Consider the following 18,263-nt stretch of genomic DNA (forward strand, 5'->3'; position numbering starts at 1 on the left):
CTTATCTATCCGCAGATACAAGAGCAAATTGTGATGAAATAAAAAAAGGGGGTTAAAAAACCCCCTTTTATATTATATGCTTACTTATCCGAGGTAAGGTTTTAGCGTCTTACTACGGGAAGTATGTCTCAGTCGGCGGATTGCTTTCTCTTTGATTTGTCGTACCCGCTCTCTGGTAAGATTGAATTTTTCTCCGATCTCTTCCAAAGTCATCGCATGCTCACCATTCAGTCCGAAGTAAAGCGTGATTACATCAGCTTCTCTCTGGGTCAATGTGGAAAGTGCGCGCTGAACTTCTTTACGAAGGGAATCATTCATCAAGCCATCATCAGGCTTCTCGTCTCCGTCATTCTCCAAGACATCCAACAGGCTGTTTTCTTCACCCTGGACGAATGGTGCATCCATAGATACGTGACGGCCGGAGATCTTCATAGTATCCACTACCTCATTGGCAGTTACCTCAAGCACTTCCGCCAGCTCCTCAGGGGATGGCTCACGCTCAAACTTCTGCTCCAACTCACTGAAAGTCTTGCTGATCTTATTCAATGAACCTACTCTGTTCAAAGGAAGACGTACAATTCTTGACTGCTCCGCAAGCGCCTGTAGGATAGATTGTCTAATCCACCATACGGCATAGGAGATGAATTTAAATCCACGGGTTTCATCAAATCGCTGTGCAGCTTTGATCAAGCCAAGGTTACCCTCATTGATCAAATCTCCCAAAGAAAGTCCTTGGTTCTGGTACTGCTTGGCAACTGATACTACAAATCGAAGGTTGGCTTTAGTCAATTTTTCGAGTGCCAATTGGTCACCTTCTCTAATTCGCTTGGCCAGAACTACCTCTTCGTCTGCTGTCAACAGGTCAACTTTTCCAATCTCTTGAAGATATTTATCCAGGGATTGACTTTCTCTGTTGGTAATCTGTTTGCTAATCTTTAGCTGCCTCATTCAGGAATATGATTTGTGAAATTTAATAGTTTAAGAGAATCAAATTAATCAATTGTATCGATTAACCTTATGCACTGGGTGCTTGTTTTTCAGGTTTTGGCAATAAAGCCTTTCTTGAAAGCTTGAATTTGCCGGTTTTCTTGTCGACATCGATCAATTTAACCTGTATTTCTTCTCCGGGCTCAAGTACACCATCCATGGTTTCTACACGCTCATGCTTGATCTCGGAGATATGAAGTAAACCATCCTTGCCCGGCATAAATTCCACAAAGGCACCAAAAGGTTGAATGTTTTTCACTTTACCTGTATAAACCTCTCCTATTTCAGGCTGAGCCACAATCGATTTGATACGGGAAAGCGCAGCATTAAGTTTATCTTGATTAGCAGAAAAGATATTGATTTTACCCTGATTGTCTATTTCTTCGATCACGATGGTAGCTCCGGTATCCTTCTGGATCTCCTGAATCACTTTACCGCCGGGTCCTATCACCGCACCGATCAATTCCTTAGGAATGAACATGACAAATGATCTTGGAGTATGAGGTTTCAATTCACTCTTAGGAGCAGCAAGCGTCTTGGTGATTTCCTCCAAAATATGAAGCCTTCCGTCTTTAGCCTGAAGCAAAGCTTCTTTTAATACAGAGTAATCCAGTCCTTCTACTTTCAAATCCATCTGGCAAGCAGTGATTCCTTTAGCCGTACCGGTCACTTTGAAATCCATATCACCCAAGTGATCTTCGTCTCCCAAAATATCAGACAGGATAGAATATTTACCTGTGGTGGCGTCAGAGATCATACCCATAGCTATACCTGTCACGGCAGATTTGATAGGGATACCGGCATCCATCAATGCCAAAGAACCCGCACAAACAGTAGCCATAGAAGATGAACCGTTAGATTCCAAAATATCAGAAACGATACGGATAGTATATGGATTTTCGTCAGCCGGAGGAAGCACTTTTTTCAAAGCTCTCATGGCAAGGTTGCCATGACCTACTTCTCTTCTCCCCGGTCCTCTGTTTATTTTTACCTCGCCCGTAGAGAATCCCGGGAAATTATAGTGAAGGTAGAATTTGTTGTAGCCGGAAATGGTCGCACCGTCTACCATCATTTCGTCCATCTTTGTACCCAAAGTACAGGTGGTAAGTGATTGGGTTTCACCTCTGGTGAATACTGCAGAGCCATGCGCAGACGGCAAGTAATCTACCACAGACCAGATTGGTCTTACTTCGTCAAGTCTTCTGCCATCCAATCTTTTCTTCTCATTCAAAGTCAAATTTCTAGCGGCTTCCTTATGGATTTTGCTGAAATATGGTCCGATAAGACTTGCTTCGAACTCATGCTCTTCACCCAAATTAGAAACAAATTCTTCTTTGATCTCTTTGACCAAAGCCGAACGCTCAGATTTATTGGCAATTTGCTTGCTCACTGATGCATAAAGCTTGTCGTAAACTTCAGCTTTCATCCTATCGAAAAGTGCCGGATCAGACTTCTCGTGATTGTATTCTCTTTTTACTTCCTTGCCTACAAGCTTGGTCAGCTCGATTTGGGCTTGGCAATGTCTCTTGATTTCCTCATGGGCATATTGCATTGCTTCCAGCATCTCTTCTTCCTGAATCTCATTGGCTTCGCCCTCTACCATTAAGATAAATTCCAGCGAACCTGCCACGATAAATTCCAAAGAAGCTTTTTCCAACTCTGTTGGAGTGGGATTAATCTTCAATTTGCCATCGATTTTCGCTACACGAACTTCAGATATAGGGCCATTGAAAGGGATATCGGAAACAGCCAAAGCAGCGGAAGCAGCAAGACCGGCCAATGCGTCAGGAAGCACATCCTCGTCTCCACTGATTAATGTAATAGCGATCTGGGTATCTGCATGATAATCATCCGGGAAAATAGGGCGAATAGCTCTATCTACGATACGGCTAATCAAAATCTCGTAATCGGAAAGTCTTCCTTCTCTCTTCAAAAATCCTCCGGGAATCTTCCCTGATGAAGCAAATTTCTCTTGGTAGTCAACAGACATAGGTAAAAAATCCACTCCTTCTCCAGCTTCTTTCTTGGACATTGCTGTAGCCAAAAGCATAGCTTTTCCCATCTTCACTACTACTGATCCATCGGCCTGCTTTGCCAATGCACCGGTTTCTATTATAATTTCTCTGCCATCTTCCAGGGTGATGGTCTTGGTGATTAAGTTCGGTAACATAAATGATTGTTTGTTTGCGTCGTTAGTGATAAAAGTGCTCGTATAACCTTAAAAATAAAAAAGTAAGGTTCTCTCGAATGAGAACCTTACTAGTTTGGTTATTTTCTGATTCCTAGCTCGGCGATGATTGATCTGTATCGCTCGATTTCTTTCTTGTGAAGGTAATCCAATAGGCTTCTTCTCTTACCTACCAGCTTCAGCAAACCAAGTCTTGAGGAGTGATCCTTCTTATTTGACTTCAAATGCTCAGTCAAATGCTTGATTCTGTGTGTAAAGAGGGCAATCTGTGACTCAGGAGATCCTGTGTCAGTAGCAGATTTTAACCGTCCATGATTCTTAAATAACTCTTCTTTAATCTCTGAGGATAAATACATGTTTAGCTAAATTTTGTAAAACAACCACAAAGGTAGGATTTATTTTGAGAAAATGAAAGCTTAATTCGCTTTTGGGCGAAGAACTTTAATGTACTTCTGAATGCCTTGCCACGCACTTATATAAAAATCAGGCTCAAACAATCTAGCATCCTTTCTAGCCTGCTTGATGAAAAACAAACCAAAGGGCAGTAAACAGATAATGGAGAAGAAAGTGCCGAATAAGGGATCAACCACCCCCTCTTTTGCCCACTTCTCACCTGTCATCGTAATCATATAGTAAACGATGAAGAAAATAATAGAAATCAAGACAGGCATTCCCAACCCTCCTTTTTTGATGATTGCTCCAAGCGGTGCGCCTATCAAAAACATCACAAAACAAGCAATGGCTTGGGTATATTTTTGATACCACGCTATCTCAAACCTTCTATAATCCCGCTGATAATTGTCGATTTGGGATTTCTTGACGCCAAAGGTGTTTTTTAGATTTCTGGCATTGTTCAATGCCATAGTAGTTGCACTTTTTTTATATCCCCGATTAGTGACAACCGAATCGATCCTCTCCCGCTCCTCGTCTGTCAGAGCTGCTGTCCGGACTGTTTTCATAGCTACACCGGGAACCACCTCCGGATTGCTGTCCGGCTCGGCGACATCGGCACTTATCTTTTCCCCACTATCAGATGAAAAAAAGAGTGAATCACTTGCCGGTACTTTACTGGAAGCAACCACAGGCCTTTTAACGGAACTGTCCACATCAATTTCTGAAGTGAGAATTCTTGATTCCGGGTTGTCTGTCAAATTGGAAGTGGTGTCTTTTTGGGCTAGTTTCTTTACCTGATCGAGTGAATCCGCCAAAGCCTTTTCCCTTCTCATTCTATGTATTCTTATTGAGTCATCCAAAGCTTTGCGCTCCAGAATATCTGCCGCAGGCTTGAATTTTCTATCCCTTGTAAAGAAAGGATAGACATTTTCAGCTGTCTGGTAATTTTGGTACCGCTGTTCATTGACCAATGTCCCAATTGAATCAAGTCCAAGTTTAATCTGGGATATGTTCTTAATAGACCTGTTTGTAGACCAAGCATCTTCAGTTGTCCGGTTGAGCTTGAAGGTATTGTTCAAATCAAAAACGATCTCATTTTTATCAAATGACGCTCTGTTGAACTCTCCCGGTTTTTCGTTGATTCCCCTAGCTTGTTTGGGTTCATTGTAGTTTATCCCATGAAACAAGGTAAGCTTCATGTAATTCTCACTGAAAAACGGCTCCATCCTACCCGAGTCTGCAAGCGTGACTTCCAAGTTGCCCGCCTGCCCGGCATTATGGCTATAGATCAATATATCCCTGAGTCCATACTCCCCTACTTTTTCATTGACTTTGATGCTGTATCCGGGAATACCGTCATAGAATACACCCGCTTTGATATCCAGTGCAGGAGATTTCATCCGGATGTCGTAGAGTAAGCTGAAAGTCTTAAGATTTACTTTCGGTACCAGGTAATTATTGGATAGGTATGCGGCAAAAGACAACACAATCACAAAAACCCCTATCGGTCTCAATGCCCGCAGCAAGGAGATTCCACTGCTTTTGATAGCCGTGAGCTCGAAATGCTCCCCAAGATTTCCAAAAGTCATCAAACTGGACAACAACACTGCCAATGGAAGAGCCATGGGAGAAATACTGATAACAAAATACCCTATCAGTTCCATGTAAATCCAAAAACTCAGACCTTTCCCAAAAATCTCATCGAAATATTTCAGCATGTTGACGGTCAACAGGATGAAATCCACGACAATAAAAGTCAATAAAAATGGGCCTAAAAAGGACCCAAGTATAAGTTTATCTAGTTTTTTCATTATTCAAACCGCTCACTAGGCAAATACGAAGCCTTGAAGCCGAAGTTCAAATTTGGTGAAATCCATCGAGATTATCCACCAATAATATCTTTCAATCTTCCGATCATCCCTTCCCATATCGCAATTAGCTCTTCATCATCGTAGCTATCAGAGTAATCAATCACTTTTAAAAACAGCGTTTGGGTAAGGTCGTTTTCTTCCAGCTTAAATTCTATAAAGGCATGGTCGGGTTCATCCGGATTTTTAGGATCATAAAATTCAAACTTGACATGGGAATTACTTCGTTGAGAAGCTAGCCGGGCATAGTGATCTTCGCTGTCAAAATTGAAAATGTAATTCTTGTCCTCAGTTATTTTCACTTCATCGGCAAACCACTCTTCTAACCCACTTGCGGTACTCAAATAATGGAATACTATTTTTTTGGAGGCATTGATTTGATAATCAGCCACAAACTTGTTTTTAACCATGATAATCGCTTTTACAGGATGTAAAAAATCATTTTTTTAAAGAACGTCAACTTGCTTTTCACAATACAAGACCTCATATTTGCATTCCCATTTGAAAGGGAGGGTTTCAGAGTTGATGATAAATGTTTCTCAACTAATCAATTGATGGATGAATATGCTTTAATATAGGCATTAATTTCAAAAATCAATACCCAAAAAATGTTTCGTATAGATAAGAGAATTGTTTGAAGTCATTGAACCGACCTTAAACTATATTTGGCGAGGTATCCCGATGGCTATCGGGAGCAGGATTCATATCCGCTACGCCACGGCGCACAGGCGCGGCGGACACGGGTTCAACTCCCTTGGAGAAATAAAGTTTCTTCTGATTGGTATAATAAGATATTTGGCGAGGTAGCTCAGTTGGTTAGAGCGCAGGATTCATAACCCTGAGGTCACGGGTTCAACTCCCGTCCTCGCTACTAAAGGCTTTCGGAAACGGAGGCCTTTTTTTATTTTTACTTATGGATGAATTCGTTGTGTATGTTCTTCTTTCCAAATCATCAGGCAGGACCTACACGGGAATGACTTCGGATTTAATCACAAGATTTCACTTTCACAATTCCAAATCAACCAAAGGATATACAATAAGATACAGGCCGTGGATTGTGATTCATGTAGAGTTCTTCCAAGCTAAAAGAGAAGCTTTGTTGCGTGAAAAAGAACTTGAATCAGGAAGAGGGCGTGAATGGCTACGGAACCACGTAATTCCACTCCATATATTATTAAGCGCAGGATTCATATCCGCTACGCCACGGCGCACAGGCGCGGCGGACACGGGTTCAACTCCTCCCGAAATCCTTCGGGACTACTAAAGGCTTTCGGAAACGGAAGTCTTTTTTATATTCTATGAATAAATTCGTAGTTTCTGAGGAGTGTATTTCTTTTTTCCCCAGCACTATTGTATGCTTTCAGAAGTTGTTTTACCCGGGATATCAACAACCCAAAATTGATCTGCATGTGAAATAGTGATCACTTTAAACTGTACTAAATGATATAAATAACAAATAGAGTCAAAGCTACCAACAGAAGGATGATGATCCATTCCTTCAATCCTCCCAGACTTAACACCGATTTTAGTTTTTCTTTTTTCATTTCCCCCAAGTATTTGACCCAAAGATGGCAGGAATCCTCCACAGACTTAGAAAAAAATCGTTCATTCTATGGGATGATTTTGCTCTAAAACGACCGATGGGCTGTTTTAGCCTATATCATCGATGGTCAGTTTTTCCTTTGAAGGGCCTAATAGGTCTTGATTTCCGTTTTCAGCTATATACTCTGAAGGCGACTTGCCAAACTGGGCTTTGAAGGTTTTTCCAAAATACTTAGGATCATTGAACCCAGTCTTATAGGCTACTTCACTGATGGTCCATTGTCCGGAAACAAGAAACTGGGCAGCTTTTCGTAGCCTTATATGATTGATCAATTCGATCACATTCAAACCTGTCAATTGCTTAATTTTCCGGTACAAGACCGGCCTACTAACTCCAAGCTCGGTTACCAGAAGACTTACACTCAATTTTTCCTCACCCAAATTAGCCTCAACAATAGAAATCCCCTTTTTTAGAAATTCTTTTTCGGGACATTCCATAGAAGGCTGCTCCTCTTTTGGATGAAGCAAATATTCCCTTATAAACTTCTTTCTCAAATTTTCTCTTCCTGAAAGAAGATTCTCTATTTTCAGTTTGAGCACATTCAGACTGAACGGCTTTGTAATGTAATCATCACTTCCTTGACTCAGCCCCAACACAAGGTAATCTGCGGATGACCTTGCAGTCAGCAAAATTACAGGGATATGGTTGGTTCTAATATCCTTTTTTACTTTTGAGAGTAATTCAAGTCCATCCGAATGAGGCATCATCACATCACTGATAATTAAATCCGGAATATATCTCTGGATTCTTTCCCAGCCTTCAAGCCCATCTGCAGCGACCACCACCTGATAGATGTCTGACAAACTCTCTCCTACCAGAGCCCTTACCTCCTCATTATCTTCTACAATTACCAACAGAGGTTTGTTTTCCTGTCTTGTTTTGGTATCCTGTCCAGTTTCTGATACTGCCGATAAATTCAGTATATCATAATGTAAGTGCCCCAACAGTTCCCCATCTAGTGTCCGTATATCCCTCAGCACATCGTATTCTTCAACATCAATCTGATCTGATTTTAAATGCCTATTCCCCAGCGGGATAGTTACTGTAAATCTAGTATAACGTTTTTCCTTATCTTCTTGATTATTGCTTTCTACTTCAATGGTGCCTTTATGCTCCTTCACTAAGCCCTTAGCCAAAGCTAGCCCTATCCCCGAACTGTTTTCCCGACCTCTTGATCTGCTAAATTTATCACTAACTTGATAAAAGCAGTCAAATACAGTTTCCAGATCCTGTGAGGGGATTCCCCTGCCATTATCCTCTACTGTAAAAAACGCCGAACCCTCGGGAAATCCTGTGTTTGGTTTACTTTTCCCTACCTTCAGGCATACCTTCCCCCCCTGCTCTGTATACTTTATAGAATTGGAGAGCAAGTTGACAATTACCTTTTCAATCATGTCCCGATCAAAGTAGACTTGGATGGCTTCTTCCTCCGATTCAAAAGTCAAATTGATTTTCTTTTCGTTGGCATAATACCTAAAGGTCAGAAATACTTCTTTCAGAAAGCCTACTAAGTCTTCTCTGGTTGCCCTGATTTCCATATTCCCCGTTTCTTGCTTACGAAAATCAAGCAACTGATTAACCAATCTCAGTAGCCTAAATCCGCTTTGTCGGATCGATTCCAGCATTGTCTTACTCTCTCTATTTAGATCCATATCGGCCAGAATACGGTCAAGAGGAGTCAGTATCAAGGTAAGCGGTGTTCGAAATTCATGGGAAATATTGGTGAAAAAATTGAGCTTAATTTCATTCATTTCCTTCTGCCGTTCTTTCTCCAGCTGCTCTATATATAGATTTTGTTCCAGTTTGGACCGTATTTTAGTAAACCGGACCAAAAGCAAGACACCACTTACCATGAGTAAACCATAAATCAAGAAGGCCCACCATGTTTTCCAGAGCGGAGGTAGCACTTTGATGGAAAGTAGCCGAGGCACCTCATTCCACAATCCGTCGTTATTGGATCCTTTTACCATCAATGTGTAACTACCGGCGTTCAGGTTGGTATAGGAGGCCACAGGATTATCCACATAATTCCAATCTTCTTCAAATCCAGTCAGCTTGTAGGCATAGCGGTTTTTACTGGGCAAAAGATAATTCAGTGCAGAAAATTCGACCGAAAACACATTTTGGTTGTGCCGTAATACCAGCTCTTCTGTCTCAGCTATATGGTTTGACAAAATCCTCCCATCTCCCGGTGGGACAGATTTGTTGAAAAGTTTAAAATCAGTTAGAATAACCGGTGGGACGTAGGTATTAGATCGTAAACTATCCGGATGAAAAACCGTCAATCCCTGAAATCCCCCGAATGCTATCTCACCGGTATTTAACATACAATAGGAACCCATAACGAACTCATTCCCGCTGATTCCGTCCTCAATATTGAAGTTTCTGGTCGTCCCCGAATCCGGACTGAACCTACTTATGCCGTAATTCGTACTCAGCCACAAATCCCCCTTACCATCTTCCGCTATACCAAAAATATTGTTGCCGGGAAGCCCATCCTCCACACCGTATCCTGAAAAAGACCCATCCTCCGGATGATAAAGATTCAGTCCGTTTTTATAGGTTCCAATCCAAATCCTGCCCTTACTATCTTCAAACACACTGATAATCACATTTCCACTTATGCTTTTGGGGTTTTCCAGGGAAAACCGAAAAGTCTGAAATTCCTCAGCCCCTTTCCATAGGACGTTGAGTCCTTCCTCTGATCCCACCCAAAGGTTGCCTTTTGAATCAAAATCAAGAGAGCGGATCCATTCAGAGCTTATAAAGTACTTTCCACTACTAGAGGGAGAATAGCGTTCAAAGTGATTTTCGCTGTCCCTGGCCATAAAATTCAATCCACCGCCGTAAGTACCGAACCAAAAGTTTCCTTCTTCATCCTCCGCAATAGCATATACACTGTTGTGTGAAAGGGACGAACTCCTTCCTGGTTCATGTGCAATACGGATAAAGGACTCCGTTCCTTTCCTTAACAGATTGATCCCACCCAGATAGGTACCTATCCATAAGTTGTCAGACTTATCCAGATAAAGCGATTTTACATTGTCATGGCTGAGTGAGGCAGGATTGTTTTCCTCATATGCGTAGTACTTAAACGTATTTTTTTTCCGATCCAGGTAATTGAGTCCTCCTCCTTCTGTACCTATCCAAAGTTCATTGCCATCCTCGCTTGCCAGAAGGATTCTGCTGATCACATGGTGGCTGAGACTGGGCACGTAGGGGGAATGTGTATAATTATCAAATCTGGGGATATCACTGTCCAAAACGCTCACTCCGCCGAAAAATGTCCCCACCCAAACCGCTCCTTTCCTGTCCTGAAAAACAGGCCGTACTGAATTATGACTCAGGGAATAGGGATTCTTTTGATCTGACACAAACCTTTGCCAAAGACCTTCCTTTGAATAATAATTGAGTCCGCCAAATGTGCCGATCCAATACCCTCCCCGAACATCTTTGAAAATTGATCTTATCTCATTATTTAGTAGCCCATTAGGATTTTTGGGGTCATGGGTGATATACGAAAACTTACCCGTGCTCTTATCATAGCTGTTGATTCCCCCTTTCTTAGTACCGATCCAAAGAATTCCCTCGCTGACTTCTTCCACAATAGTGGTGTTCTGGTCATTTAAAGCCTGTCCATCTCCCCCTCCGAAAAACGCATGCCTGAACGTCAATTTACCCTGATCATCATCTTCCTGCATCACATATAGTCCTGCCTCAGTACATATCCAAAGCAGCTCTTCACTGTCGCGGTAAACGAACTGCACCAGATTACTCGGGATAGAATCATTGGGAAACAGTGTGGAATGAAACACCAATTCCGCATCGTTTTTTCCCTCATCAATCCTGAAGACACCTTTGCCTGTTGAGATCCATAGCGTTCCGCTCCCATCCTCAAAAATGGAATAAATAATGGGTTGGGAATGTAAAACTACCCCTTTGAAATCTTTGAGTGCAATCCTCTCAAACTGGTCTTTGTCCCGATCAAATACGTTCAATCCATAATAGGTTCCCACCCACAGACGATGCTTGCTGTCTTCCAGCATCGATATGACGTAATTATCCGAGAGAGAAGTGGAATCACCCTGCAGGTTCCTATAGACTGTAAATTTTCTAGCATCGTATTTATTCAAGCCATCACGGGTCCCGATCCAGATCAAACCGGTATAGTCCTGGCAGATCGCATACACACTTCCCTGAGACAACCCATCGTTCACATCCAGATGTGTGAATTTTGATTGGATAATCTGAGCCTGGATATCAAGATGCAAGCAGCAAACCAGCACTATGGCAAGCACAAAGAGGCGATAAGGATTCATTATTTTGGGCAATTGTATCGTGATGAATTTACGAATTTTATATTAATTGGCCTTCCTGTCCTTCCACCAAAAGAGCCTGTTCAAACGGCTATAGCACCGTCTCTATTTAAGTATTCATTTTGGTAAGCCAAGGGACTTTTACCGGTATAGCTTTTAAAAAATCTGTAAAAACTGGCGGCGTTGTTAAACCCACTGTCATAGGCGATCTGTTTAATGCATTCTTTATTCTCGATCAGGAGCCGACAGGCATGTCCAATTTTGATCTCATTCAAAAATGCAGTGTAGGTCTTCCCTGTTCTGGATTTGAAATACCTGCAAAAATAATTGGGGCATAAATAGGCTACTTCAGCTATTTCTTCAAGTTCTATTTTTCTATTGAAATTGGAATAGGAATATTCCAATACAGCTGCGATTCTATCATTCGCAGTATTCGATATCGCATGAGCTTCCTGATATCCAAACGAAGAGAGCACGTGCACGTCTTCACAGAGCGAAATCACACTTAGCATTTCCAGCAGAGCAATGATTCGATCTGACCCTTCAGCCGTAGTGATCACGCCCAAAAGCTTCCTGACCCGTTTCCTTGTGGCACCTGTAATCTCAATCCCCCGCTTTGCTTTCTCCAAGGTAAATTTTATCATCCTGTTTTCAGGAATATTCAGAAAATCACCTCCCCAAAAATCTTCTTTAAAATGAAGGACTTCTGTACTTGGTTTGGTATCATTCCTAATCAAACAAGACTCATCAAACCTCCAAAAATGAGGCAATCCTGCTCCTATTAGCACCATATCTCCATTTTTAAACCGTTTAACACTGTCACCGACAAACTGTACACCTTCACCTTTCACAAAATGGATAAGCTCAATTTCGTGATGGAAGTGCCACCTATCGTTGTGATGTGGAACGTTGTTTTTCTTCACGCTGAATGATTCCAAGCAGCCATGTGAAAGAGTGAGTAGATGTGGTTTCATGGGTCTATCATTTTGTTTTATAAATCAGTCATCGCACTTACTGTAATGCATTTCCCAGAATTACACCTATCTTGGTTTATAGAATGATTATTCGGAAAGATGCACCCATTATGCGCATCACTTTCAAGACATTTTTTTTAGAATCTTGAGGTTTATCGAATAGTGCTTTTCGTATTTCTATCGATGACCTCATATTCATTCTTTAATCCAGATGATAGGATTTCTGATCGGCAAATTCCTGATTACCTCATCCCCCTGAGGATCATGCTCCAGTTTTTCCCAAATCTCATAAAGCTCCTTCTGCTCCAATCCTATTGCCCCAAACAGGAGAAAAGGATGTGCTACCGGCCAATTTTCCCAATACATTACATCCTTGGTGTAAGGCCACTTAGTCTTTTCCTTTACATAAGGGACTAAAAAGTCGATGCCTTTTTTGATCGATTTTCCGTCCGGTGTCTGAAAGGACCACAGATCATGTTCATCATCAGAAAGTATATGGACCAAGGTGGCCATGGCATCCAGATTGAACAGCGAATATCCATAAGGCTTTGTTCTGCCCAATTCTCTAGGGAAGCTACCATCCTCTGCCATCTGAGCAGGCAATAGAACATTTGAATAACGCTGTCTACAGGTATCCAATAATGCCTCATTTTTGGTCAGTCGTGCAAAGGATGCCAGTTGCATAAAAAAGCAGGTGGCGTGATTGTTATCCTTGTTCATTTCGTCAGCCCCGTAAGGATGGGTAACGAGCCAATCAATATACTGTCCAAACCAGTCTTTTACCTTGGCTACCAGCACAGGATCCATTACCCCTGCATCCTCCATGACAATTAGTCCCTGAGCCACTTCCATCAGATGTATGGTATCAATAATGCCGATTCCCCTCCCAGTCACCCTGCCGTGAATGGCCTGCGCATATGTGAGGGATGGGTTCATAAGCGTTTCCGTATCCACAAACCATGCATCCATATGCTTCATAGCGTGAAGTACATATCGATCCTCTTCAGTGATTCGATAGGCAGATGCCAATGCCCCTATGATTTTGCTGAACCGGATCATGGCCAATCGATGCGCTACAAAATTTTCCGGATTGCTCATCCCGTCCCGTTGAACATATGGCCCTTGAGGATCATTGGGATCCGGCCACCAATAGTCTCCTTCTGAATAAAAGTCGTGGTTTCCTCCCGCACTTCTTTCCGACTTACTTGAAGTCACGGTAACAGGTTCTTGAGTCAATGCCCAAGTGGCCATTTCGATCACCCGTTCAGACAGAATTGTTTTAGCTCTCTCCGCAAAATCCACCTGTTCACTCTTCTCCACAATGTTATTTTTTCTATTACAGGCCTGTATAAGACCTAGGAGGATTGTGAACATGCTCAAATAAGACAAACCGGTTTTTTGAATCCGTTTCGATATTAGTTTAGTTTTCACCATAGTTTTTCACTGTCATGAATCTCCATACCACATTACCCACAGAATTGGGCTTCCCTTTTTCCGCCTTAGAAATACTTCCCTTCAGCTCTCCGTTTTTTTGATATTCTACTCTTATTTCTCTCCATGAATAGTGGCCCAGCTCGTAGTCAAAGCTTTCGCCATCGTCATCATAGAGTTGATAAACGGCCGGTTTTTCGCCATAATGCCGTATTTCCAAATTGACCGATTCTCCTTTTGCCGGGGCGTGTAACCGCGGTTCCATCATCGGGATGACCCCTCCATCCTTCACAAACACAGGGGTCAATCCCAGCTCGGGAACAATAGTGATCACTTCACCATTCCCGACATACAAGCCCGTGTAGAAGTCATACCAATTACCTAGTGGCAAAATCACCTGTCGGGAAGTCTGCCCGGTAAAAATCGGAGCTATCAAAAGGTATTCTCCTGCCATGTATTGGTCTTTTACTTCCTTTTTAACGGCCTCTGCATACGGATTCACCTCCAGATCGACTTCATCATCGGCCAATGTTGAGCGCTGCTCACCACCAGTATGGAACCCCTCTTCGAGATCCATTGCCCTGAAGGGTGGAGTACCCTCAAAATGATATTTTGCAAATTCACTGTACCAGTAGGGCATCATTCTCATTCTTAACAAGGCAAGTTGTCGCACCTCTTCGGCTACTTCCTCAAATGACCAGGGTTTTGTACCACTAGACCAGGCATTGACCATAGCCATAGGAGAAAAAACTACCGTCTGCATTCTTCTCAACCATTCTTCACCCGTCTGGGATGCTCTGGCCTCCGGAGTCCACAGGAGACCCGAAAATCCACTGTTGATCAGCGCCGTGATAAAATCCTCATGGTTGTAATAATCATTATAAATCACATATGGAAAGGATGTTGCGCCTGCATTTGAGGCCCTGACCAAACCATAGGTCCGCTCATTCCTTTTACGGTAAAGGCTATCACTCTGACGCTGGACCAAAAGGCCATAAGTCTGTCTCATCTGCTCTGCACTGATCCCCGATGGAAACTGTGCCACATCCGGCCATAGGTAGCGGTCAAATCCATCTACCTCATCAATTTTATAGCCACTCACTCCGATATCAAGATGCTCTTTTTCAAAATGACCCCAAAACACGCGTTGCGCAGTATCCAGCGTGAAATCAGGAACCACTCCAGCCCATACTGTATGCGAAGAAGTGTAGGGTAGAATTGGCTTGTATATCGGCGACTCAGGCGATGGGTATGGATTTATCCATAGATTGATGCGTACACCTTTCTCCTTTAATTCTCTAATAAACTCCTTAGGCTTCGGAAATCTGCCAGCATCCCATACAAAAGTATTGGGATAGGATTTGCTCTGCCACCCCGGCTCAAGCCCAATAAAATCAAGCGGATATCCTTTCTCTTCAAAGTCACTCGCTTCCTGCAATACCTCCTCCGCAGTATATAGCTTATGGACCCGTTGTGTAAAACCAAGTCCCCATCGAGGTGGAATAGGCCCTCCTCCATTGAACAGATTGAACCTTCGAACGGCATCCAGAGGCGTGGGCCCGGCAAAGACATACACTTCTATTCCGGGAGCCGGTATGAGCATCTCTACCGCATCTGAATAAGGTCTGGAAGTCCAGTTTTTATCTGTGTTCCTATCAAGTGCTCTAGGTGCATTTTTACTGTTTTTTCTGACAGCCGACCCGGCATAGACATCAATGTATCTTGCCGAATTGACAAATACACCATAGCCATTCGATGAGACATAAAAAGGCACGGGAGCATGTGTCCTCCCATCATCCCTACCTCCATAGTGATCCACATGAAGTTGAAGAATCTGTCCGCGCTGATGAACCGTTTTGAACTGTAAACCAAATCCATAGATCTGTTCTTGGATAGCCAGGGGAAAACGCAGGAAAGTTTTGCCCCCTTCTACCGATGCCGCAATCTCTTCAGTATTAAATGGAAAATCCGATTTCTCCATTTTTTTAAGTCCTTCCAGCCTAAGAGTAGCTCCTGACGCCACCAAAAGATCAAATTCCTCCGGAACACCAACTATGCCCTTCCATATCCCCGGTGCTATTTCATCCCATTCGACATGCTGGGTATAGGCAACAGTAGGAAGGAGAAGAATACATAAGAATACTTGTACTAGTCTGGAAATAGGATAATTCATACAGTGTAGATTTGAGAATATTGGCGCTCAACTCAGCATGTAACGCTGACGTTGAAAAGACTGAATCAAATCTGGTTTATTTCTGTAGATCTGACTGGGTGAAAATTGTTCTAAAACCGGGGAGTTTTTGTTCTAGGTATCAAAATGGACTATGCAGCGGTAAAATGCCTCCCACCTAATGAAGCCCAGTCCCGGCTTCGCCGAGAATGTTTTTCACAGATCAATCCGGGGAGTAGAAAATCCTATAGATGCAATTGGCAAAATCGTCCGAAACCAACAGACTCCCATCAGGAAGCTCCATCACATCTACTGGGCGTCCCCATACTTCCTGAGTATTCTGGTCCAGCCAGCCCTCGGCAAAAACAGATTTTCCAACCTGCCCGTTTTTGGCAGAGGGATCTACGACAGAGATTTTATAACCCACCTTTTTCGAACGGTTCCAACTCCCATGCTCGGCGATAAAAATAGACTTTCGGTATATTTTGGGGAACATTGCGCCACGATAAAACTTCATGCCCAAAGGTGCTACATGGGCGCCCAGCTTCACGATTGGGTATTTATAGTTATCAGAATCCATTCCCAGCTCTCCAAATTCCGGATCTATCACATCTCCGGCATGCCAAAAAGGATAGCCAAAATGCTGTCCCGGCTCTGTAACTTCATTTAATTCGCAGCTTGGAATATCATCCCCCATCATGTCCCTGTTGTTATCAGTAAACCAAAGATTGCCTGTCTCAGGATCCCAGTCAAATCCTACCGTGTTCCTTACACCATGGGCTACTATTTCAGGTTTGATTTCTGTCGCATCAACATCAATACGGGTTATCGTTCCAAAAATCTCCTCTTCGGGATTACAAATATTGCAAGGCGCTCCTACAGGCACGTATAATTTACCATCTGGTCCAAAACCCAAATATTTATGGCCATGGTGCCCCTTGGTCGGAAATCCATCAAAAACCACCTCATAATAGGGATTCGTTAGATTGTTTTTGATATCAGGAAACTTTAATATTCGGCTGACTTCTGACAAATAGAGGTCACCATTTCGATAGGCAATCCCGTTTGGTTGCCGCATCCCTTCCGCCAAAGTATAACGATAGTCTGCCCGTCCATCCGCATCTGAATCGATAAGGGCAAATACGCTCCCTCCACCTCTGTTACCTACAAAAACAATCCCTTCTTCTGATCTGGCAAGTGATCTGGCGTTTGGCACATCCGCAGCCCAAACTTCAATCTTGAAATTTTCAGGTAATACTATTGTTTCCAATTTGACTTCCGCTATCGATTCGGAAATATCAACTCTGTTTTTGCCTTCTACGGGTACAATTTCGTGAAGCTTTCCTTGGATAGGAGAGCAAGCAGACAGAGTCAAGAAGCTTAGAGCACCTACAATTACTAAAGACTTGAAATACATGATTTGGAAGAAGTGTTTAAGATGTAATTAATTTATAGTGGAGACTTTACCAAAATTGACCATGATGCGAGTCACGTCACAGGGAAATATTCTTTGACCCCTGATTTAGGTATGATAATGATCCTAGAAAGCAGGAATCCAGTCTGTTCCAAACAGACTTTTCGAAAGACAAAAACGCAGCAGAAACTGCTGCGTTTTTAAGAATTAACAATTACCCATTTCTATTCAATTAACGGTATGATAAAACTATCAAATGCATGTATTACGCCATTAGTTGGTTGAATATTGCTGCTTCGGGCTTCTATAAACCGAGGTGTCAGCGGGATATCATTTACCCTCAATTTCGAATTACGTTCGTTTTGAATTTTGATATAGGCAAGATTATTTCCTGTCTGCAAAAGTGTTGTGACAGGAATATTTTCTGCTTCCAAATTGTCATAGGAGTAAACACCCACAATGATGTGATAGCGAAAAAATCCCCTTACCTCTTCTACCGGATAATCTTCCCATTTAGATACCACCTCCCCGTTTACCTTGTTGAAGCCGAAATAGCTGGCCTCGTTGACAGTTCCATTAGTGTTGAACCGCAGTATGGCATCGTTGGTAAGAAAGAGAAACGTCCTATTGATGTAATAACTCATTCACTCATTTTTGGGTTATTGTTATTCGCTATATAGACAAATAGAAAACAAGAGCATATAAACTAAATAGCCACAGCTTAATCTCTCTTGTTCACCACATTGCAATTTTACCCAATTATATAGTGCCTATAGGGGTATTTTTCGCTTAGAAAAAGGGGGGAAATCGTTCAACTATACATTTCAGGACTTTCGGTATGGTACTATCCAAAAAGATGTATAGGATAAATAGACTCGCTATCCGTCTGTGTAGTTCATCTACCCCTACCTAATTTCTA

General features: G+C 42.4%; 12 protein-coding genes and 1 tRNA gene. 2 read left to right on the forward strand and 11 right to left on the reverse strand.

Annotation, left to right across the window (positions count from 1 at the left end):
* Window positions 1-84 precede the first annotated feature (84 nt).
* From J2X69_RS12245 to J2X69_RS12265, 5 genes are all read right to left on the reverse strand, one after another.
* A complete protein-coding gene (locus tag J2X69_RS12245; RefSeq protein WP_057936313.1) occupies window positions 85-948 on the reverse strand; it encodes an RNA polymerase sigma factor RpoD/SigA in 864 nt (287 codons plus the stop codon).
* Between the two features lie 67 nt (window positions 949-1,015).
* Window positions 1,016-3,157, reverse strand: a complete 2,142-nt coding sequence (pnp, locus tag J2X69_RS12250) for a polyribonucleotide nucleotidyltransferase (protein ID WP_310103641.1) — start codon at window positions 3,155-3,157, stop codon at window positions 1,016-1,018.
* A 98-nt stretch (window positions 3,158-3,255) separates the two neighbouring features.
* Window positions 3,256-3,531 (reverse strand): 30S ribosomal protein S15, encoded by a 276-nt coding sequence (rpsO, locus tag J2X69_RS12255; protein ID WP_057936311.1) that lies wholly within the window; start codon window positions 3,529-3,531, stop codon window positions 3,256-3,258.
* Window positions 3,532-3,591: 60 nt separating this feature from the next.
* The gene (locus J2X69_RS12260) at window positions 3,592-5,379 is read right to left on the reverse strand and encodes an LptF/LptG family permease (protein WP_310103644.1); all 1,788 of its coding nucleotides are present in this window, start codon (window positions 5,377-5,379) and stop codon (window positions 3,592-3,594) included.
* A 71-nt stretch (window positions 5,380-5,450) separates the two neighbouring features.
* Window positions 5,451-5,846, reverse strand: coding sequence for an START-like domain-containing protein (locus J2X69_RS12265; RefSeq protein ID WP_310103646.1), 396 nt, complete (start codon window positions 5,844-5,846; stop codon window positions 5,451-5,453).
* Between the two features lie 387 nt (window positions 5,847-6,233).
* Between J2X69_RS12265 and J2X69_RS12270 the strand changes: the two genes are divergently transcribed.
* Window positions 6,234-6,307: transfer RNA gene (locus tag J2X69_RS12270), tRNA-Met, on the forward strand.
* A 42-nt stretch (window positions 6,308-6,349) separates the two neighbouring features.
* Complete coding sequence (locus J2X69_RS12275) at window positions 6,350-6,700, forward strand: GIY-YIG nuclease family protein (RefSeq protein WP_310103648.1); 351 nt, start codon at window positions 6,350-6,352, stop codon at window positions 6,698-6,700.
* Window positions 6,701-7,086: 386 nt separating this feature from the next.
* Here the strand turns inward: J2X69_RS12275 and J2X69_RS12280 are convergent, their stop codons facing one another.
* The 6 genes from J2X69_RS12280 to J2X69_RS12305 all read right to left on the reverse strand — a co-directional run bounded on the left by J2X69_RS12280 (window position 7,087) and on the right by J2X69_RS12305 (window position 17,988).
* Window positions 7,087-11,358 (reverse strand): two-component regulator propeller domain-containing protein, encoded by a 4,272-nt coding sequence (locus tag J2X69_RS12280; RefSeq protein ID WP_310103651.1) that lies wholly within the window; start codon window positions 11,356-11,358, stop codon window positions 7,087-7,089.
* Between the two features lie 80 nt (window positions 11,359-11,438).
* Window positions 11,439-12,329, reverse strand: a complete 891-nt coding sequence (locus tag J2X69_RS12285; RefSeq protein WP_310103653.1) for an AraC family transcriptional regulator — start codon at window positions 12,327-12,329, stop codon at window positions 11,439-11,441.
* A gap of 195 nt (window positions 12,330-12,524) precedes the next feature.
* Window positions 12,525-13,649 (reverse strand): alginate lyase family protein, encoded by a 1,125-nt coding sequence (locus J2X69_RS12290; RefSeq protein ID WP_310103655.1) that lies wholly within the window; start codon window positions 13,647-13,649, stop codon window positions 12,525-12,527.
* A 100-nt stretch (window positions 13,650-13,749) separates the two neighbouring features.
* Complete coding sequence (locus tag J2X69_RS12295; RefSeq protein ID WP_310103656.1) at window positions 13,750-15,933, reverse strand: TIM-barrel domain-containing protein; 2,184 nt, start codon at window positions 15,931-15,933, stop codon at window positions 13,750-13,752.
* A 220-nt stretch (window positions 15,934-16,153) separates the two neighbouring features.
* Window positions 16,154-17,347 (reverse strand): PQQ-dependent sugar dehydrogenase, encoded by a 1,194-nt coding sequence (locus J2X69_RS12300; RefSeq protein ID WP_310103658.1) that lies wholly within the window; start codon window positions 17,345-17,347, stop codon window positions 16,154-16,156.
* 221 nt (window positions 17,348-17,568) lie between these two features.
* Window positions 17,569-17,988, reverse strand: a complete 420-nt coding sequence (locus J2X69_RS12305; RefSeq protein WP_310103660.1) for a fasciclin domain-containing protein — start codon at window positions 17,986-17,988, stop codon at window positions 17,569-17,571.
* Between the last annotated feature and the right edge of the window lie 275 nt (window positions 17,989-18,263).

The organism is Algoriphagus sp. 4150, assembly GCF_031457395.1.
Taxonomy (GTDB): domain Bacteria; phylum Bacteroidota; class Bacteroidia; order Cytophagales; family Cyclobacteriaceae; genus Algoriphagus.